Genomic DNA, 19,922 nt, shown 5'->3' with positions numbered 1-19,922 from the left:
CTGAGGTTCCCGAATGAGTTGCGCGGGCCGTCACGGGGACGCCACGCACGTCAGCGCGCCATCCGCTCCAGCTTCGATCGAACGATGATAGTGGCGCGCGTCCGGGCAGGCTACGAATCGTTTACGCAAATGAAATCGCGGCTGGCGATATGCACAGGCATATCGGCCAGCCGCGAAAGCACAGCAAGGCAGCGATTAGCGCGACGCGAGCGGCGCGGGCGGCGGCGCGCCATCGGGCTGCGCAGCGGGCTTCGCATCGCCCCAGCCGCCGCCCAGCGCGCGGATCAGGTTGACGGTCGCCACGGCCTGCGAGCCCTCCAGATGGCTCGCCTGAAGCTGCGAGACCAGCACCGAACGTTCGCTATCGATCACGTTCAAGTAGCTCACCTCGCCCTCCTCGTACTGCGTGCGCGACAGATGCGCGGCGCGCTGCGACGCGTTCACAGCGTCGTTCTGCTCGCGGATCTGGTCGTCGAGCAAGCGCAGATCGGAGAGGTTGTCTTCGACCTCGCGGAACGCCACCAGCACCTGCTGGCGATACTGCGCGACATCCTCGTCATACTTCGCGCGGGCCTGGGCCAGATTGGCCTTGCGGCGGCCGCCGTCGAACAGCGGCACCGTGAGCGCCGTGCCCGCGAGCGGCCCGAGGAAGAACGCGCGGCTCGACCACATGAACAGATCGCCGAGCGTGGTCGATTCATAGCCGAACGCGCCCGTGATATCGAGCTTCGGGAAGAACGCCGATTTCGCCAGACCGACGCGTGCGTTGGCAGCGGCCATCGCACGCTCGGCAGCGGCGATGTCGGGGCGGCGTTCGAGCAGCGTCGACGGCAAACCTGCCGGTACGCGCGCCGTCACCGGCACGAGCGGCGTTTCGGTGAACGTGAAGTCGGCGGGCGCCTTGCCAAGCAGAATCGCGAGGCTATGCTCCGACGCCGCCCGCTGGCGCGCCACGCCCACCGCATCGGCGCGCGCGCTCGCAAGCTCATTGCGTGCCTGCGAAACGTCCAGCTCGCTGATATCGCCTTCCTTGAAGCGGCGCTCGACCAGCTTGAGCGCGTCTTCACGCAGCGTCACGGTGCGGCGATACAGATCGACATCGGAATCGAACTGGCGCAGCTGGAAATAGTTCTGCGCGACATCGGCCTGAAGCGAAAGCTGCACCGAGCGGAACAGCGCCTCGCTTTGCTGCGCGTCCGAGCGCGCCGCGTTCACGTTCGAGCTGACGCGGCCGAACAGATCCGCTTCATAGCTCGCCGTACCTTGCGCGCGCCAGAGCGTCTGCGTCGGCACCTGGGTGTTCTGCGGCAGATACTGCGAGGCTGGCGAGGCGTGCTCGTAAGTCGGCCCGAACCCCGCGTCGATCGACGGGAACCACGACGCGCGTGCCGCCTGCGTCACCGCCCGCGCCTGCTGCACGCGTGCGGCGGCCGCCTTCAGGTCCTGATTGGCGTCCTGCGCCTGCTCTTCGAGCTGATTGAGCGTCGGGTCGCCGAACACGGTCCACCACTGGCCGCGATGCGCGTCGTCGGCGGGTTGTGCGGGCGTCCACGAACCGGTGTCGTGCGGGCCGAGCGGTTGCTGCTGTTGCTGCTGCGCCTGGTCAGTCTGGAGCGGCGCTTCCTTATAAGCCTTCGGCACGCCCGCGTCGGGCACCTTGTAGGTCGGCTCGACCGAGCAGGCCGCAAGCCAGGCAAACAGCGCCACGCCCAGCGCGAGACGCGTACGCCGCCACAACGGACCGTTGATGCTTTTCGAGAATGAATAGTTAGTCATCTTGATGATTCCCTCTTACGCGTCCACCGTGCTCGGCGAATGGCGCGCATTGTCCTTCTGCGCGACGTGGATCTTGCCGCCCGCGAGCGTACGCAGCACCACGTAGAACACCGGCGTGAGCAGCAGGCCGAACGCCGTCACGCCCAGCATGCCGAAGAACACCGCAATACCCATCGCATGACGCATTTCCGAACCAGCGCCCGAAGACAGCACGAGCGGCACCACACCCATGATGAACGCGATCGACGTCATCAGAATCGGGCGCAGACGCAGACGGCTCGCCTCGATGGCCGCAGACAGCGGCGTATGGCCGTCATGCTCCAGCTCGCGTGCGAATTCCACGATCAGAATCGCGTTCTTCGACGCCAGCCCCACCAGCACCATCAAGCCGATCTGCGTGAAGATGTTGTTGTCGCCTTGCGTGAGCCACACGCCGGTCAGCGCACACAACACGCTCATCGGCACGATCAGGATCACGGCGAGCGGCAGCGTCAGGCTTTCGTACAGCGCAGCCAGCACAAGGAACACCAGCAGCACGCTGATCGGGAACACCCACACGCCAGCGTTGCCCGCCAGCACCTGCTGATACGTGAGATCGGTCCATTCGAACTTCACGCCGCGCGGCAGCACTTCCGCGGCGATGCGTTCAGCCGCCGCCTGCGCCTGCCCCGACGAATAACCCGGAGCCGGGCCGCCGTTGATGTCGGCGGCGGTGTAGCCGTTGTAACGCACCACCATTTCGGGGCCGTACGTGGGCGACACCGTCACCAGCGACGAGAGCGGCACCATATCGCCGGCAGCGTTACGCGTCTTCAGTTGCAGGATGTCGTCGGCCTTCTGGCGGAACGGCGCATCGGCCTGCACACGCACCTGATAGACGCGTCCGAAGCGGTTGAAGTCGTTCACATACAGCGAGCCCAGGTAGATCTGCATCGTGTCGAATACATCCGTCACCGGCACGCCAAGTTGCTTGGCTTTGGTGCGGTCGAGATCGACGTTCAGTTGCGGCACGTTGATCTGATAGTTCGAGAACGTCGGGCCCAGTTCCTTCGTCTGCGATGCACGCTTCACGAAGTCCTGGGTCGCGCGGTTGAGCGCTTCATAACCCAGCGCACCGTGATCCTCCAGTTGCAACTTGAAGCCGCCCAACGTCCCCAGGCCCAACACCGGCGGCGGCGGGAACACGGCGATGAACGAGTCCTTGATCGCGCCATATTGCTGGTTCAGCGCGCCCGCAATGGCGCCCGCCGACAATGCCTTGCCCTTGCGCTCTTTGAACGGCTTGAGCGTCACGAACACGATGCCCGCGCTCGAACTATTGGTGAAACCGTTCACCGAAAGACCCGGGAACGCCACCGCGCTTTCCACGCCGGGCTGCTTGAGCGCAATCGCACTCATCTCGCGGATCACGTTTTCCGTGCGGTCGAGCGATGCGCCGTTCGGCAACTGCGTGAAGGCGATCAGATATTCCTTGTCCTGCGCAGGCACGAAGCCGCCCGGCACGATGCGCGCCATCAGCACGGTCGCGCCCAGCAACACCACATACACCACCAGCATCGCGCCTTTACGGCGCAGCACGCCATTGACGCCGCGGCCATAGCTTTCCGAGCCGCGATGGAAGACCTTGTTGAAGCGCGCGAAGAAACCGCCCAGCACGCGATTCATCGCACGCGTGAGCCAGTCTTCCTTGGCATCGTGACCACGCAGCAGCAGCGCGGAAAGCGCAGGCGACAGCGTGAGCGAGTTGAACGCCGAGATCACCGTCGAAATGGCGATGGTCATCGCAAACTGCTTGTAGAACTGGCCGGTGAGACCGCTCATGAACGCCAGCGGCACAAACACGGCTACCAGCGTCAGCGCAATGGCGATAATCGGCCCGCTCACTTCCTGCATGGCCTTATACGTCGCATCGCGCGCCGATAAGCCGCTTGCGATATTGCGCTCGACGTTCTCCACCACCACGATCGCATCGTCCACCACGATACCGATGGCCAGCACCATGCCGAACAGTGAGAGCGCGTTGATCGAGAAACCGAACGCCAGCAACAGCGAGAACGTCCCGACGATCGACACCGGCACGGCGATCAGCGGAATGATCGAAGCACGCCAGGTCTGCAGGAACACGATCACCACGATCACGACCAGCGCAATGGCTTCCAGCAGCGTGTGAATCACCGCCTCGATACTGGAGCGCACGAACTGCGTCGGGTCATAGACGATCTTGTAGTCCACGCCTGCGGGCATGTCCTGCTTGATGTCCTTCATCGCCGCGCGCACCTGCTCGGAAATCGCGAGCGAATTCGCACCCGGCGCCTGATTGATTGCGAGCGCAACAGCCGGCTTGTTGTCCAGCAGCGAACGCAGGCCATATTCCGAAGCCGCGAGTTCGATGCGCGCGATATCGCGCAGATAGGTCACGCCGCCATCGGGATTGGTCTTGACGATGATGTCGCCGAATTCGCTTTCGGTGCGCAGACGGCCGCGCGCGTTCACGTTCAGCTGCAACGGCGTGCCAGGGACGCTAGGCGATGCGCCGATCACACCAGCGGCCACCTGCACGTTCTGCTCGCGGATCGCATTGACCACGTCCTGCGCGGTCAGATTGCGCTGCGCCACCTTCTGCGGATCAAGCCATACGCGCATCGCGTAGTCGCCCGAACCCCACAGCTGCACTTCGCCCACGCCCTGAATGTTCGAGAGCCGATCCTTGACGTTGAGCAGCGCGTAGTTGCGCAGATACGTCATGTCGTACTGGTTGTTCGGCGAGATCAGGTGGACCACCATCGTGAGCGTCGGCGAGCTTTTGATGGTCGTGATGCCCAGACGCTGCACGTCTTCCGGCAGGCGCGGCAGCGCCTGATTCACGCGGTTCTGCACCAGTTGCGTGGCCTTGTCCGGATCGGTGCCCAGACGGAACGTGACGGTGAGCGTGAGATTGCCGTCGCTATTCGCCTGCGACTGCATGTACAGCATGTTCTCGACGCCGTTGATCTGCTCTTCGAGCGGCGCGGCCACCGCTTCGGCGATCACTTTCGGGTTGGCGCCCGGGTACTGCGCGTGGACCACCACCGAGGGCGGCACGACCTCGGGGTATTCGGAGATCGGCAACTGGAACAGCGCGATCACGCCGGCCAGCAGGATCAGCACGGACAGCACGCCCGCGAAGATCGGCCGGTCGATGAAGAATTTCGATATGTTCATGGGTCGCTCTTTTGATTCGGATGACTAACTGGATGCGAGGATCGCGCAGGCAGCGCACATCGACTACGACTACGCTGCCCGCGGGTTGCCGCGCGTCAGGAAGCCTTTGCGTCCTTTGCCTGGGAAGGCGTCGCCATGGCGGAAGCGGCGTCGCCGTCGGGGTCGCCATTCATCGGCACCATGTGCGAGCGCACGGCCTCGCCCGGCCGCACACGCTGCGTGCCGTTCACCACCACGTTGTCGCCCGCTTTCAGGCCATCCACGATCACGCGCAGATTGCCTTGCTGTCCAGCGATCTGCACATTGCGATAGGCCACCTTGCCCGCGCCATCGACCACGTAGACGTACTTCTTGTCCTGGTCGGTGCCGATGGCGGCTTCGTCCACCAGCAGCGCCGGATGCGGGGCGCTGCCGCTCACCTTGATGCGTGCGTAAAGGCCCGGCACAAGCGCGCCGTCGGCGTTGTCGAAGCGTGCGCGCACGCGGATCGTGCCCGACGAGGTATCGAGACGGTTATCGATCGATTCGATCGTGCCCGAGCGCGAATAACCCGTTTCGTTGGCCAGACCCAGATCCACCGGCACCTTCGAGCCATCTTTCATATGTCCGATGTAGTCGAGGTAGGTCTGCTCGTCCGCGTCGAATTCGGCGTAAATCGGCGAAACGGACACCAGCGTCGTCAGCGGCGGCGCGCTCGCTCCGGCCGATACCACGTTGCCCACGGTGATTTCCGCGCGCGAGACGCGGCCCGACACCGGCGCGACGATATGCGTGAAGCCCAGATTGATCTGTGCGGCTTCGAGCGCCGCCTGTGCGGCCTTCAGATTCGCGCTCGCTTCGCGCGCGGCGTTCTGCTTCTCGTCGTAATCGCGCTTCGCGATGGCGTTATCGCCGATCAGGCGTTGCGCACGCTCCCAGTCGCTCTGCGCGTAACCCGTGCGCGCCTGCGCGGCGGCAACCTGCGCGGCGGCCTGATCGACCGCGGCCTGATACGGACGCGGATCGATCACGAACAGCGTGTCGCCCTTCTTCACGAGCGCGCCATCACGGAAGTTCACCGAGACGATCGTGCCCGACACCTGCGGACGCACATCGACCTTCTCGATAGCCGCCAGACGGCCCGAATAGGTCTGCCAGTCGGTGATATTGCGCTTGACCACGGCGGCGACGTCCACTTCAGGCGCGGGCGGTGCTTCGGCGGCAACAGCGGTATGCGTGTTCAGACGCATGGCGCCCAGGGTGCCGAGTCCCGCGACGACGAGAACGGCGACCACCGCGAGCGCGATGCGCGTACGGGAATGCGAGTTGAGTGACATGGCGGGCTCCAGAATAGTGAGTGGTTTTTGTTCGTTGAATTCGATCTTCGGCGCGCGAAACTGCCGCGAATAAAGGCGCGTGCTATGAAGGCGTGCCGGCCTCGAAACAGCAGCGGAAAAACCGCACCGCTTCGGCGAGCGCATCCTGATGCGCACCAATTTGCGCATGGGAGACGCTCGGATAACGCATCACGTGCGTGCGCACGCCCGCTTCGATCAGGCGCGCGGCGTATTTTTCCGCTTCGATATGCAGTACGTCGTTTTGTGCAGTGACGATGAAAGTCGGCGGCAATCCGGCCAGCCGCGTGCACTCCAACGGTGCGGCATACGGGTGCATGCGCTGCGCCGCTTCGGGCAAGTAAGCGCGGTAACAGGCCGCGCATTCGCTCGCGGAAATATCGGAGGCAAGGCGTGCTTCGTCGCCCAGACGCGTGAGACTGGGATCGAGCATCGGCGCGAATAATGCTTGCGCCGCGAGTTTCACGTCGCCGCGATCTCGTCCGATAAAAGCGAGTACGTTGGCGATCTGACCGCCCGCGTCGTGCCCTGCCGCGACAATGCGTTTCGCGCTGCCGCCAAACGCGCGCGCACGCGTGAGCACCCACAGTGCGGCGCGGTGCGCATCTTCAGGCGCAGCGGGAAACGGAAATTGCGGCGCGAGCGAATAGCCCACCGAAACCACCAGCGCCGGTAAGTGCTTTGCGAAAAAGCGGCTTGCTGCTTCGGCGTCGTCGAGCGTGCCGCGTACAAAACCGCCGCCATGAAAATAAAGCAGCACCGGCAGATTGCTCGCGCCCTGCGGTCGATACAGCCGCAGCACGATATCCTGCGCGTGACCGGCGATCGTCACTTCGCTCACGTCGATCGCGGCTGCGCCACGGCCTTTTGGCGCGGGCGCGGCGGACAGATGGCGCGCGACAGGGGCGGCGGGCGCGACAGGCACGACCTCCGGGGCCACGTCATTCTCAGCCTGATCGGCAATCGTCCACGGCGTCGAGCGTTTAAAAGCATCCATGTCGAAACGGCGCAAAGCGCGAAAGTAAATTCGAATGGTGCGAATTGTGGGTTCGGCAGACTTGCAAATAAATGCCTATAATCCGGCAACACAATTCGGCGCACCTGAACAATGTGTTTCCTTTAGTCGCCCGCCGCGCATCATTGAGCGCCGCGGGACGTGCGTCCGATGACTTTTGGAGAGTGGTAATGGACCGCCTTCAGGCCATGCAGGTATTCACCCGCGTCGTGGACACCAACAGCTTCACCCGCGCCGCCGAAACGCTCGACATGCCGCGCGCCTCGGTCACGACGATCATCCAGAATCTCGAAGCGTTTCTCGGCGTGCGCCTTATGCATCGCACCACGCGTCGCCTTTCGCTCACGCCGGATGGCGCGGCGTATTACGAGCGCTGTGTGCGCATTCTTGCGGACGTCGAAGAAACCGAGACCACATTCCAGGACCGCAATCGCAAACCGCACGGCAAATTGCGCATCGATATGCCGGGCTCGATCGGTCGGCTGATCGTGATTCCGTCGCTCTGCGAATTCCATACGCGCTACCCGGATATCGATCTGCAACTGGGCTTGACCGACCGCCCCGTCGACCTGCTGCAGGAAGGCGTGGATTGCGTGGTGCGCGTGGGCGCGCTGCAGGATTCGTCGCTGGTCGCGCGTCGCATCGGCCTGTTCGAAGGGGTGTCATGCGCCGCGCCCGCGTATCTGGAGCGCCACGGCACGCCAAACACGCTCGAAGAACTGGCCGAGCACCGCGCCGTGAATTATTTTTCGAGCCGCACGGGCCGCGTGATCGACTGGGCGTTTCTGGTCGACGGCAAGGAAGTCGAAGTCAAGCTCAAGAGCATGGTGTCCGTAAATGATGCGGACGCCTACGTGACGTGCGGCATCGAAGGCTTCGGCCTGATCCAGGCGCCGCGCTACATGGTGCTGCCGCATATGAAATCGGGCCAGCTCGTCGAAGTGCTGCCCGACTTCAAACCGCTGCCCATGCCGATCTCGGCGGTCTATCCACATAGCCGCCATCTTTCGCCGAAGGTGCGCGTATTCGTGGACTGGATCGCGGAAGTATTCGACCGTTGCCCGCTGCTTTCGGGGCGTGCTTCGCTCGACAAGACCTGCACGCTGCGCACGCTGGAAGAACGTGAATCGGCACCGAATCTGGAAACGCCGGTGATTACGGAGTGGGCGGCTTAAGTTCTTTTGCCTCTGTTTTCAGGCACTCAACCGGGGTTCTGTCCCCGCTGAATCGCGCGCCGTGCAAGGTTTCGCCGGCGTGCGATTACATTTGCGCAGCGGTATTAAATCGACTTCAAAGCCGATTGTTCCGGAATTTCGACAATTGCTTTCGCGTTCGTGCCGTTTATCGCACGCGCCGATTTGCCTACATTTGCACCTGTCGCCGCAGCGCTTCCGTTTCAGAGATCAGCGCTCAAGGCACCCATAACAGGAGCAGATCATGAAACGCACTCTCGCAACCACCCTCGGCGCCACGCTTATCGTTACGCTGGCAGCCAGCGCATCGGCATTCGCAGGCGGCATTGGCCGCGCAGGAACGTACGGTCCGCAAGGCGATACGCAGCCGGCCACGCAAACCACGGCGCAAGTCGAACAGGTGCAAACCGTCGATAACAGCGCACCGAAGACCCGTGCGCAGGTGAAGGCGGAAATCGTCGAAGCGTATCGCGACGGCACGCTGCCCGCGCTAAACAAGACGAGCTACCCCGATCAAAGCCTGATTGGCCGCACGCAGGCACAACGTATCGCGCTGCAGGAAAGCCACACGAACGATACGACCCGCGTCGCACGCGCCGGCGAATAAACATCACGCTGCCTGGTCACATTGATCCATTATTTTCGATAAGGATACCGAATCATGATTCCGCAATCGTCTGAACTCGACAACTGGGACAACACCACGCCCGTGTGGACGCCGTTCCGTCATTAAGCATTGCAAAAGCAAAAAGCCCAACGTGTGTTGGGCTTTTTCGTGCTTCCTTTTTTGTGCTTCGTTTAGCGCTACTTCAACGCTTGACGAAATCCGGCTCAAAAAACACCCAGCGCACCACCGGGAAGCGCGCCTGCAGATCCGCCTCGATCTCGTTGATCGCTTCGACCATGGTGCGGCTGTGCTCGTAGTCGAGCATCTCGCATTGCACCGCCACCATGACTTCCTTACCCCATTGCAGGGTAATCAGGCTGATGATGCTTTGAATCTCGGGCCGCGCGCGCAGATAGGTCTCAATATCGCGGCGCATTTCCGGGCTCGCGGATTCACCCACGATCATCGACTTCACTTCGCGTGCGATGAACCACGCGATCAACATCAGCAGCACGCCAATCGCTATCGATCCACACGCGTCCCACACCGGATTGCCCGTGATGACCGTGAGCAGCACCGCAATAAAAGCGATCGCCAGACCCGCCAGCGCGGCAATATCTTCGCCCGCCACCACCAGCAGATCGGAATCGCGCGTTTCGCGCGCCCAGCGCCAAAGCGATTTGGTGGGCGAGCCTTTGCGGATTTCCTTCATTGCGCCGTAGAGCGAGAACGCTTCGAGCACGACCGAAATGCCCAGCACGCCCAGCGCGACATACACGTATTGCAGTGGCTCGCGCAGAATCAGCCGATGCACGCCTTCGTACACCGAGAATGCGCCGCCCACGAAAAACAGCAGCAGCGCCACCAGCAGCGAATAAAAATTGATCGCTCGGCCGGTGCCCATCGGGTGCAGCGGCGTGGGCGCCTCGCGCGACTGGCGCAGGCCGAACAGCAGCAAAAGCTGATTGCCGCAATCGGCGGTGGAGTGGATCGCCTCGGCGAACATCGAGCCCGAGCCCGTGAAAGCCGCCGCGCCGAACTTGCAGACAGCAATCCCGGCGTTGGCGGCCAGCGCGTAAAAAATGGCTTTGGGGGACTCGCCGCTCATACGACCTCGACGCGCGCCAAACCTTCGCTCATTTCGCCAATCACACATGCCGAGGCAAACCCGTCGGCATGGAACAACGCAAGCACTGCGTCGACCTCTTCCGGCGCGCAGGCGACCAGCAGGCCGCCCGAAGTCTGCGGGTCGGTCAGCAGCGTGCGCGCGGTTTCGGGCAGATGCGCCGCGAGCGTGACGCCATCGCCGTACGAAGCCCAGTTGCGGCCAGAAGCCCCCGTATAAACGCCCTGCGCGACGAAGGCTTCCACGCCCGGCAGCCATGGCAGATCGGCATAACGCAGGCGCGCCGTGAGACCCGCGCCGCGCGCGATTTCCAGCGTATGGCCGAGCAGGCCGAAACCGGTCACGTCGGTCATCGCGTGTACGCCTTCGCGTTCGGCAAGCGGCGCGCCCGGCTTGTTGAGCATGGTGGCGGCATCGACCATCGCCTTGTAACCCTCGGCGTCCAGCAGGTCTTTCTTGAGCGCGGCAGAGAGCACGCCCACACCCAACGGCTTGCCGAGCACCAGCACGTCGCCCGCGCGCGCTGACGCGTTGCGCTTGACCCGCTCAGGATGCACCACGCCCAGGGCCGCCAGGCCGTAAATCGGCTCGACCGAATCGATCGAGTGGCCGCCCGCGACGGGGATGCCCGCCGCCGCGCAGACGTCTTCGCCGCCGCGCAGCACCTGCGCGATGACCTCATGCGGCAGCACGTTGATCGGCATGCCGACGAGCGCAAGCGCGAGGATCGGCTTGCCGCCCATCGCGTAGACGTCCGAGAGCGCATTGGTGGCGGCGATGCGGCCGAAGTCGTAGGGATCGTCGACGATCGGCATGAAGAAGTCGGTGGTCGCAACGATGGCCTGCTCGTCGTTGAGCTTATAGACGGCGGCGTCGTCGGCGGTTTCGGTGCCCACCAGCAGGTTGGGAAAAGCGGCGGTGAGCGGCGTGCTGCGCGCGAGCAGCGCGGAGAGCACGCCCGGCGCGATCTTGCAGCCGCAGCCGCCGCCGTGCGAAAGGCTCGTGAGGCGCGGCGCAGCCGTGGCGGACTGGGGCGACGCCTGGCGTTCTTGATCGGTCATATGCGGGGGGCTCCAGAAGAGGCGGAAAAGTCGTCCCCTATTATGGAGCAATCGCCCAGCGAGCCTTGCGCGGGCGGCGCGTCAGGCCGGGCGGGCGGGCAGCGCCGCTCACGGCGAACGGGGGAACGCGGCGCAAACCGCATCGGCCAGCCATTGCGGGTCGTCGTGCGGAAGATCGTGTCCGGCCCACGGATGTTCGCGCTGCTCCGCGCCCCACGCGCGCGCAAGCCGCGCCGAGCAGGCCGGATCGACCAGACGGTCGGCCTGGGAAGACAGCACGAGCGTCGGACAGCGCGGCACGCCGCTTGCCGTATAACGCGCCGCCGCCAGCAACTGCCGCACGGCATTGGCGCGGCTCACTGGCGCACTCGCGCGGATCGCGCGCCAGACGTCCAGATCGGCGGCGAGCGTGTCGAGGCGCGAGCAGGTACGGTCATGGATTGCCGTCTCCGCGAAACAGTCGCCACCGCTCGCGCGCCAATGCCACGCCGCGTGCAGCAGCGCGGGCCACGCGCCGGGGCGCAGTCGCTCGTAGAAGCGGCTATAGGGCCGCATGCTGGTGTTGATGAGCACGAGTTGCGCGATCTCGTCGGGATAACGCTGCGCCCACGCGGTCGCGACCATGCCGCCCAGCGACATCGCCAGTACCTTGCAGGGCGCGCGCACGCCCAGGCGCTGCACTTCGGCGCGCACGGCATCGACGTAATCTTCGACGGCCAGCGGCGAGCGAACATGCGAGAACGTACCGTTGCCCGGCAGATCGACCGCCAGCACCGGGCCGCAACGCTCGGCCAGCAGCGGCGCAAACGCGCCCCAGTGGCGCGACTCGCGCGTGAGGCCGCGCAGCAGGATCCAGGGTGCGCTCATGAGCCGGGCGCGCGAGGATTCTGATACCAATGGCCGATCGCGCTTTGCAGCACCTGCTGGCGCGCCACGCCCTCGGGCAGCCAGCGCGCCGAAGAAAACGCCGCGCGCGTGAGGAAATCGAACAGATTCGCGTGGCGACGCAGCACGCGCGCCGTGCGATGCTGCATCACCGGATTGAACATGCCCTGGCGCGAAAACAGCTGCCGCGGATTCTTCTTGATCCACAGCCACGAACCGAGTTCGAGCGTAAGCGGCAGGAACACGTTTTCAGGGGGCGCGCGGTCGTAGGCGCAATCCCAGAGATCGCCGTGCAGCAGGTATTGATGGCTCTGCGGCTCGAAGGCGTAGCCATGATGCGGATGCGCGCGCTCGAACATGGTCTTGAGCACGTACATCTCCGGCAGATGGCGCATGAGCTGGCGCGTACGCGCGTAGGGGAACCAGATGCTGTCGCGCCAGCCATAGCCCGAGTGGCAATCGAGCGCGAACGCGAGCGGCCGATGCGCGAGTTCCTGGTCGACGATCTTGAGCAACGCGCTCGCCTCGCATTCCATCGCCGCGCCGCGCCGCCCGCGATACCACGGCAGCCACGAGCCGACCCGCTGGCCGCCCGCCAGAAACGGCACGCGTTCATCGGCGTCCTGCGGAGCGTTGCGCATGAGGTCGACGCCGTTCGGGTTGGCGCGGGTAGCAAGCCACATGCCGCCCGGATTGACAATGGGCATCATCACGAGCCGCACCGATTCGAGCTGGCGCATCAGCAGTTCGTCCCAGGCGAGACGCCCCACCAGCGCGCGCATGTAATCGAGCACGAGCTGCGAGCCGATGCGCTCAAGCCCGTGAATGCCGCCGAAGAAGCCAATCGCGGGCGCGGCCGGATCACGCGAGCCCACCGACGCCACATAGAGCGAGAACGGCCGGCCACGCACTTCGACCTCGCCAGCGCTGCGAATGTCGAACCAGCGCGCGCCGGCATCGAGGAGCGTTTTCAGGTCCTCGTATTCCGCAAAGCTGTCGGGTAGGAAGCTCAGTGCCTGCATGGCGGCGCGGTTCGTGAGTGTTTTGTTGCGCGTCAGCTCCACAATATATCCGGTTCGCTGTGCATTGAGCGTGACACGTGTGCGGAGTCACACAGATGTCACGCGCCCGAAAGGAAAGGTGTCATCGCAACGACATTTTTCTGTTAGTTCAATGACGGTTTTCCGCGCCCCGAAAAGCACTCAACCTGTTTAGTCGTCTAGACGTCGCTACAGCTTCACTCAACCGTCACAGTCGCTTCCTAGAATGGCATCGACTCAACCGTGACTCGCGGCTTAACGCCCGACTCATATGACGAATCGGAATGGACGCCACGATGGACGCGATACGTATCGAACGCCTCTCGAAGACTTTTAACGGGGGCACATCTGCAGCAGGCCGCAAGGCGCTCGACGAAATCAACCTGCGCGTAGGCAGCGGCGAAATGGTCGCGCTGATCGGCGCATCGGGCTCAGGCAAGTCCACGCTGTTGCGCCATATCGCAGGCTTCGTGGCTTCCGACCCACAACCTTCGCAGATCGAAATATTGGGCCGCCCTATCCAGCAGAACGGGCGCATCGTGCGCGAAGTGCGGCGCATTCGCCGCGACATCGGCTTCGTATTCCAGCAGTTCAATCTCGTGCATCGCCTGACCGTCGAATCCAACGTGCTGATTGGCGCGCTGGCGCGCCTGCCCTTGTGGCGGCGTCTGACCCGCTGCTTTCCGCGCAGCGAGCGAGAACTGTCCGCCGCTGCGCTCACTGAAGTGGGCATCGGCGACAAGGCCGCGGAGCGCGCCGCCAATCTTTCGGGCGGCCAGCAGCAGCGTGCCGCGCTCGCCCGTGCGCTGGTGCAGCGTGCGCGCCTGATTCTCGCCGACGAACCGATCGCCTCACTCGACCCCGAATCTTCGCGCCGCGTGATGGACATGCTGCGCATGCTTAACCGCAATCACGGCCTGACGGTGGTCGTATCGCTGCATCAAGTGGATATCGCCATGCAGTACTGCCCGCGCACGGTCGCGCTGCGCGATGGCCGCGTGGTGTACGACGGCCCGTCGGCTGCGCTCACGCCCGCGCTTTTGCAGCAGCTCTACGGCAGCGCCGCGCGCGAACTGCTCGAACCGGACGCCGCCCACGCGATGACGCAACGCTTTGGCGCCCAGCTCAAGACCGCCTGAACACCCGCATTCTTTGTTCCGCTCCAGCAAACGTTTTCTTTTCCCACGAACCGGATTGCCTCTCACATGAAACTGCTCCGTTCCATGCTGTCCTGGTGCGCCGCCAGCGCCGTTGCTTTCGCCTCGCTCGGCGCTACGGCCGCCCACGCGGAAGACCTGAACTTCGGCATCATCTCGACCGATTCGTCGGCGGTGCTCAAACAGCGCTGGCAACCGTTTATCGACGATCTGAACCGTCAGACCGGTCTGCACATCAATGCTTTCTTCGCCACCGACTACTCGGGCATCATCGAAGCGATGCGCTTCAACAAGGTGCAGATCGGCTATTTCGGCAACGCCTCGGCGATGGAGGCGGTAGACCGCTCGAACGGCGAAATCTTCGCCAAGGTGCTCTACGCGAACGGCGACGCCGGCTACAAATCGGTGCTCATCACCAACGTTAACAGCCCGGTGAAGACGATCGACGACGTCTTCAAGCATCCTAATGATCTGACGTTGGGCTGGGGCGATCCGAATTCGACTTCGGGCACGCTGATTCCCGGCTATTACCTGTTCGCGCAGCATGGCCTCTCCGTGAATGCGACGACCTTCAAGACGGTGCTGCCGTCGAGCCACGAAGCGAACCTGCTAGCCGTGGTCAACAACAAGGTCGATATTGCGACCAACAACACCATCGAGCTTTCCACCCTGCAAAAGAAGCATCCGGACCGCTTTGCCCAGGTGCGCGTGCTGTGGACCTCGCCGCTGATCGCGTCCGACCCGCTGGTGTGGCGCAAGGACCTGCCTGAAGCCACCAAGCAGAAACTGCGCGACTTCTTCTATCACTACGCCAAGACCGATCCGCGCGAAAAAGCCGTGATGGCCTCGATCACCGGTTACGCAGGCTTCGCACCGGCCACCGATGCGCAACTGCTGCCGATCCGCCAGGTCGCCCTGTTCCAGCAGAAGCAGAAAATCACGGCCGACACGCATCTCTCCGACGACGACCGCAAGAGCCAGATCGCGGCCATCGACGCGAAGATCGGCGCGCTCAACGCAGCCGCCAAACAGTGATGAGTTCGATGGACTTCGAGGCAAAAACGGCCCCTTCTCTTGCTGAGTCCGCGGCAGCGGCTTCGGCGCGAGGCAAGCGTAGCTGGTCGTCGATCGTGCTTTGGGCGTTCGTGTTCATGCTGCTTGGGGCGGCGTGGCAGGGCGCAGATATGCGCCCGCTCGACCTGCTCGCCGACTCGTCGAACATGGGCACCTTCGCGCGCGGTTTCTTCCCGCCCGACTTCACCGAATGGCGCACTTACGCTCATGAAATGTGGGTGACGGTGGCCGTGGCGCTGTGGGGCACGGTGCTCGCGATCGTCTGCGCGGTGCCGTGCGGGCTGATGTCCGCGCACAACCTCGCGCCGGCGTGGGTGTTGCATCCCATGCGCCGTTTGATGGACGCGTGCCGCGCCATCAACGAGATGGTGTTCGCGATGCTGTTCATCGTCGCGGTGGGACTTGGGCCGTTTGCGGGCGTGCTGGCGCTGTGGGTGCATACGACTGGCGTGCTGGCCAAACTCTTCGCCGAAGCCGTCGAAGCCATCGACCCGCGTCCCGCCGAAGGTGTGCGCGCGACGGGCGCGACGCCGCTCGACGAGATCATTTATGGCGTGCTGCCGCAGGTGATGCCGCTGTGGATCTCTTATGCGCTCTATCGATTCGAGTCTAACGTGCGTTCCGCGATGGTGGTGGGGATGGTGGGCGCTGGCGGTATTGGCGTGGTGCTTTACGAGGAAATTCGCTCGTTCGATTATGCGCAGACGTGCGCGGTGCTCATTATGGTGATTGCTGTGGTGACGGCAATTGATCTTGTTTCGGCGCGGCTGCGGGCGCGGGTGATCTGATACTTGCCGCCGATTCAAACGCAATGCACGAATTCGGGCGTTTCCTTGATTTGTTGTCGGTATGCAAGCGTTGCCCCTGTGCGGGGCGGCACTTACTTTTCTTTGCCGCGGCAAAGAAAAGTAAGCAAAAGAAAGCCGCTCACACCGCTAATTTGACGCAGTCCACCACTAACCGTTCAGCGGAGTGGTGACTGGGCATTGCTCGCACCTCGCGCCATAAAACGAAGTGACAAAGGACTCATTCATCCCGTTGCTCGCTGCGCTCGCAACGGTTCGGTATGCGAAGGAAAGTGCAAACCATCGGTTTTAAATATACCCCACGGGGCGCGCAGCGTCCCCGGATGTGCGGATGGCACCACTCTGTTACTAGGCCAGTGATGCGGGCGCTGCCCGGGCACCACTTTGTTTTATAGGCTGTAGGTGTACCGCGAAGCATTAGCGGTTTGAGCGGCTTTCTTTTGCCTACTTTTCTTTGCCGCGGCAAAGAAAAGTAGGTGCCGCCCCGCACAGGGGCGACGCTAATAGACCGACACGAACACAAGGAAATGCCAACATCAAGCCAAAGGCAAACTCAAATCAATAGCCTCACTCAGCGATTCAAAAGCCGGCACAATTTCCTCATCAGGCACACAAGCATACCCAATCAACAACCCAGAAGCCGCACGCTCGCGCTCCGAGTAATACCCTGAAAGCGGCCTCACAACGATATTGCGTGCAAGCGCAGCCTCAGCCACCGCGCGATCATCACTACCCTCAGGCAACTGCATCACAACGTGCAACCCAGCATCGCCCCCCATCGCCGGCAACGCATCCCCATAACGCCGCGCAGCGACATCCAGCACTGCCTGCCGCCGCTGCCCATAAAGCGCCCGCATCTTGCGAATATGCGACGTGAAATGCCCTTCGGCAATAAACTCGGCCAGCACCGCCTGCTGCAACAACTGCCCCTCACGATAAAGCTCGGCGCTCGCGGTAGCGAAACTCTCGGCGAGCGGCTCCGGCGCAACCAGATAACCCACACGCAAGCCCGGAAACAGTGTCTTCCCAAAGCTCCCCACGTAAATCACCTGCCCCGCCGTATCCAACCCCTGCAACGACGCAAGCGGCCGGCTCCCATAGCGGAATTCACTGTCGTAATCGTCTTCGATGATCCAGCACTGATGCTGCCGCGCGTATTCGAGCAGCGTGCGCCGACGCGCCAGACTCATCACCATGCCAAGCGGATACTGGTGCGAAGGCGTTACGAGGATCAGCTTAGGGGGCGGCGCTGCGAAATCGGCGGCCGACGGATTGATGCCCTCGCTGTCGACGGCAATCGGACGCGGCTTCAGCCCCGATACGTGCAGCACGCTGCGCACGCCCCAATAACACGGATCCTCGGTCCAGATGGTGTCACCCGGGTCGGACAGCAGTCGCACGGCCAGATCGACGGACTGGTGGATTCCCGTCGTGATGATGATCTGCTCGGGCGAGCAGCGCACCGATCGCGAGGTGCGCAGATAATCGGCCAGCACGTGGCGCAGCAGCGCGAGGCCGCCGCCCGGCGCGTAGGTCAGCAGATCGGGCCGCAGCGTGCGCCAGTATTTGTTGTGCAGACGCGTCCAGATGCGCGCCGGAAAGCGCGAGACGTCCGGCACGCCCGGCATGAACGCACCGCCCTGGCGCTTGGAGACGCCCGCGCCAGCAATCAGGCGCGCTCCCCGCGCGGACAATGCGCGAGCCGCCGGTCGGTGAGGCTGCGCGGTCTGGGACGGCTGTTGAATCACGCCCACAGCCGGGGGCAATGCCGCAAGCGCCTCCGCCGATTGGCTGTTAGTTGCGACGCCCCGTGGTTGGTCGTTCGAAATGGAGCCTGTTTTACTCGGGGTTTTCACCAATCCGGTAGAGCCAATTTCCGCCGCGCCGACGATCTCATCGGGCGAAGTATCGGCCACAAACGTGCCGCGCCCCGTCGCCGAGGTGACATAGCCTTCGAGCACCAATTGCTCGTAAACCTGCGTCACCGTATTGCGCGCAATCCCCAACTCCGCCGCCAGAAGCCGGGAGGACGGGACTCGCGCACCCGCCGGCAGTTCGCGCGAGAGGATCGCCTGCTGCAGCAAGCGGTGCAGTTGCCGGTACACCGGCTGCGCGCCGCCACGCTCAAGGCGCTGGGCCAACCAGTCGGACAGGACGCTCGCTCGCATGAAATTGGCTCCTAAATATTGCACTGAATGGCTCTGAATTTTAGAGCCAAACCTGAGTATAGTCGCGGCATGGACTGCTGGCGACCGATTGAGTCGGCAACGCGGTCCACCAACCAACCTCAGAACCGAAAGCATTGAAGGAGATGAACGTGAGCAAGAACGCCGATCTGCAGAGCCGCAAGAACGCCATTACCCCGCGTGGCGTGGGCGTGATGTGTGACTTCTACGCCGAGCGCGCTGAAAACGCGGAACTGTGGGACGTCGAAGGCCGCCGCTTCATCGACTTCGCAGCCGGTATCGCCGTCTGCAACACGGGTCACCGTCATCCGAAGATCGTCGCCGCCATCAAGGCGCAGCTCGACCAGTTCACGCACACCGCTTACCAGATCGTTCCCTACGAGTCGTATGTCTCGCTGGCCGAAAAGGTCGCGCAACGCGCTCCGGGCAGCTTCGCCAAGAAGGCCGCGTTCTTCACGACCGGCGCTGAAGCCGTCGAAAACGCCGTCAAGATCGCTCGCGCCTCGACGGGCCGTCCGGGCGTGATCGCCTTCGCAGGCGGTTTCCACGGTCGCACGATGATGGGCATGGCGCTCACCGGCAAGGTCGCACCGTACAAGCTGAACTTCGGCCCGTTCCCGGCTGACGTCTACCACGCTCCGTACCCCAACTCGGTCCACGGTATCAGCACGGCTGACTCGCTCAAGCACATCGAGATGCTGTTCAAGGCCGATATCGATCCGAAGCGCGTCGCCGCGATCATCTTCGAACCGGTTCAGGGCGAAGGCGGCTTCTACCAGGCGCCGGCGGACTTCGTGCGCGGCCTGCGCAAGATCTGCGACACGCACGGCATCCTGCTGATCGCCGACGAAGTGCAAACCGGCTTCGCCCGTACCGGCAAGCTGTTCGCGATGGAACACTACGACGTCGCACCGGACCTGATGACGATCGCCAAGAGCCTGGCCGGCGGCATGCCGCTGTCGGGCGTGGTCGGCCGCGCAGAAGTCATGGATGCGGCAGCGCCTGGCGGCCTTGGCGGCACGTATGCCGGTAACCCGCTGGCTGTCGCTTCGGCACACGCGGTCATCGAGATCATCGAAGAAGAAAAGCTGTGTGAGCGCGCCACCAAGCTGGGCGACAAGATCAAGGCCAAGCTCACCTCGATGAAGGCTGAAGTCCCGCAGATCGCCGACGTGCGCGGTCCGGGCGCGATGAACGCCGTCGAGTTCTGCAAGCCGGGCACCAACGAAGCCGACGCCGACTTCACCAAGCGCGTGCAAACCGCCGCGCTGAACCGCGGCCTGCTGCTGCTCGTGTGCGGCGTGTACTCGAACGTCGTGCGCTTCCTGTTCCCGCTGACGATCCAGGAAAACGTGTTCGACGAAGCCCTCGCGATCCTCGAAGAGTCGATCAAGGAAGCCGTGGGCGTGCCGGCGTAAGCCTCTGCCTGACAGCTTTTAGGCTCTAGTCCCGAAAACGGCA

Annotated in this window: 15 protein-coding genes; 6 read left to right on the top strand and 9 right to left on the bottom strand. The window is 63.5% G+C overall.

Going from position 1 to position 19,922, the window contains the following annotated elements:
• Positions 1-195: 195 nt before the first annotated feature.
• The 4 genes from F3J17_RS31580 to F3J17_RS31565 all read right to left on the bottom strand — a co-directional run bounded on the left by F3J17_RS31580 (position 196) and on the right by F3J17_RS31565 (position 7,308).
• Positions 196-1,776 (bottom strand): efflux transporter outer membrane subunit, encoded by a 1,581-nt coding sequence (locus F3J17_RS31580; RefSeq protein ID WP_167068939.1) that lies wholly within the window; start codon positions 1,774-1,776, stop codon positions 196-198.
• Between the two features lie 15 nt (positions 1,777-1,791).
• Complete coding sequence (locus F3J17_RS31575; RefSeq protein WP_167068935.1) at positions 1,792-4,977, bottom strand: efflux RND transporter permease subunit; 3,186 nt, start codon at positions 4,975-4,977, stop codon at positions 1,792-1,794.
• Positions 4,978-5,072: 95 nt separating this feature from the next.
• Positions 5,073-6,293: an efflux RND transporter periplasmic adaptor subunit gene (locus F3J17_RS31570; RefSeq protein ID WP_167068932.1), complete on the bottom strand. Its 1,221-nt coding sequence runs from the start codon at positions 6,291-6,293 to the stop codon at positions 5,073-5,075.
• An 82-nt stretch (positions 6,294-6,375) separates the two neighbouring features.
• Complete coding sequence (locus tag F3J17_RS31565) at positions 6,376-7,308, bottom strand: alpha/beta hydrolase (protein WP_167068929.1); 933 nt, start codon at positions 7,306-7,308, stop codon at positions 6,376-6,378.
• Positions 7,309-7,496: 188 nt separating this feature from the next.
• Between F3J17_RS31565 and F3J17_RS31560 the strand changes: the two genes are divergently transcribed.
• A complete protein-coding gene (locus F3J17_RS31560; protein WP_167068926.1) occupies positions 7,497-8,501 on the top strand; it encodes a LysR family transcriptional regulator in 1,005 nt (334 codons plus the stop codon).
• A gap of 262 nt (positions 8,502-8,763) precedes the next feature.
• Positions 8,764-9,126: a DUF4148 domain-containing protein gene (locus F3J17_RS31555; protein ID WP_167068923.1), complete on the top strand. Its 363-nt coding sequence runs from the start codon at positions 8,764-8,766 to the stop codon at positions 9,124-9,126.
• Between the two features lie 202 nt (positions 9,127-9,328).
• Here the strand turns inward: F3J17_RS31555 and F3J17_RS31550 are convergent, their stop codons facing one another.
• From F3J17_RS31550 to F3J17_RS31535, 4 genes are all read right to left on the bottom strand, one after another.
• A complete protein-coding gene (locus tag F3J17_RS31550; RefSeq protein WP_167068920.1) occupies positions 9,329-10,234 on the bottom strand; it encodes a cation diffusion facilitator family transporter in 906 nt (301 codons plus the stop codon).
• Positions 10,231-11,313, bottom strand: coding sequence for a selenide, water dikinase SelD (gene selD, locus F3J17_RS31545; protein ID WP_167068917.1), 1,083 nt, complete (start codon positions 11,311-11,313; stop codon positions 10,231-10,233). Before selD ends, F3J17_RS31550 begins: the two co-directional genes overlap by 4 nt.
• A 108-nt stretch (positions 11,314-11,421) precedes the next feature.
• Complete coding sequence (locus F3J17_RS31540; protein WP_167068914.1) at positions 11,422-12,180, bottom strand: alpha/beta hydrolase; 759 nt, start codon at positions 12,178-12,180, stop codon at positions 11,422-11,424.
• Positions 12,177-13,220: a M14 family zinc carboxypeptidase gene (locus tag F3J17_RS31535; RefSeq protein WP_167068912.1), complete on the bottom strand. Its 1,044-nt coding sequence runs from the start codon at positions 13,218-13,220 to the stop codon at positions 12,177-12,179. Before F3J17_RS31535 ends, F3J17_RS31540 begins: the two co-directional genes overlap by 4 nt.
• Positions 13,221-13,522: 302 nt before the next feature.
• Between F3J17_RS31535 and phnC the strand changes: the two genes are divergently transcribed.
• The 3 genes from phnC to phnE all read left to right on the top strand — a co-directional run bounded on the left by phnC (position 13,523) and on the right by phnE (position 16,257).
• Complete coding sequence (gene phnC, locus F3J17_RS31530; protein ID WP_205195054.1) at positions 13,523-14,377, top strand: phosphonate ABC transporter ATP-binding protein; 855 nt, start codon at positions 13,523-13,525, stop codon at positions 14,375-14,377.
• 66 nt (positions 14,378-14,443) lie between these two features.
• Positions 14,444-15,430 (top strand): phosphonate ABC transporter substrate-binding protein, encoded by a 987-nt coding sequence (gene phnD, locus F3J17_RS31525; protein ID WP_167068909.1) that lies wholly within the window; start codon positions 14,444-14,446, stop codon positions 15,428-15,430.
• 8 nt (positions 15,431-15,438) lie between these two features.
• Positions 15,439-16,257: a phosphonate ABC transporter, permease protein PhnE gene (phnE, locus tag F3J17_RS31520; protein WP_240161233.1), complete on the top strand. Its 819-nt coding sequence runs from the start codon at positions 15,439-15,441 to the stop codon at positions 16,255-16,257.
• A 554-nt stretch (positions 16,258-16,811) separates the two neighbouring features.
• Here the strand turns inward: phnE and F3J17_RS31515 are convergent.
• Complete coding sequence (locus tag F3J17_RS31515; RefSeq protein WP_167068903.1) at positions 16,812-18,443, bottom strand: PLP-dependent aminotransferase family protein; 1,632 nt, start codon at positions 18,441-18,443, stop codon at positions 16,812-16,814.
• A gap of 143 nt (positions 18,444-18,586) precedes the next feature.
• On the opposite strand from F3J17_RS31515, the gene gabT reads away from it, so the two are divergent.
• Positions 18,587-19,879, top strand: a complete 1,293-nt coding sequence (gabT, locus tag F3J17_RS31510) for a 4-aminobutyrate--2-oxoglutarate transaminase (protein ID WP_167068901.1) — start codon at positions 18,587-18,589, stop codon at positions 19,877-19,879.
• Positions 19,880-19,922: the final 43 nt, after the last annotated feature.

This window comes from Burkholderia sp. Ax-1719 (assembly GCF_011753055.1).
GTDB lineage: Bacteria > Pseudomonadota > Gammaproteobacteria > Burkholderiales > Burkholderiaceae > Paraburkholderia.
The sequence above is the reverse complement of the archived record's forward strand: the minus strand, read 5'-3'. Positions and strand labels throughout refer to the sequence as shown.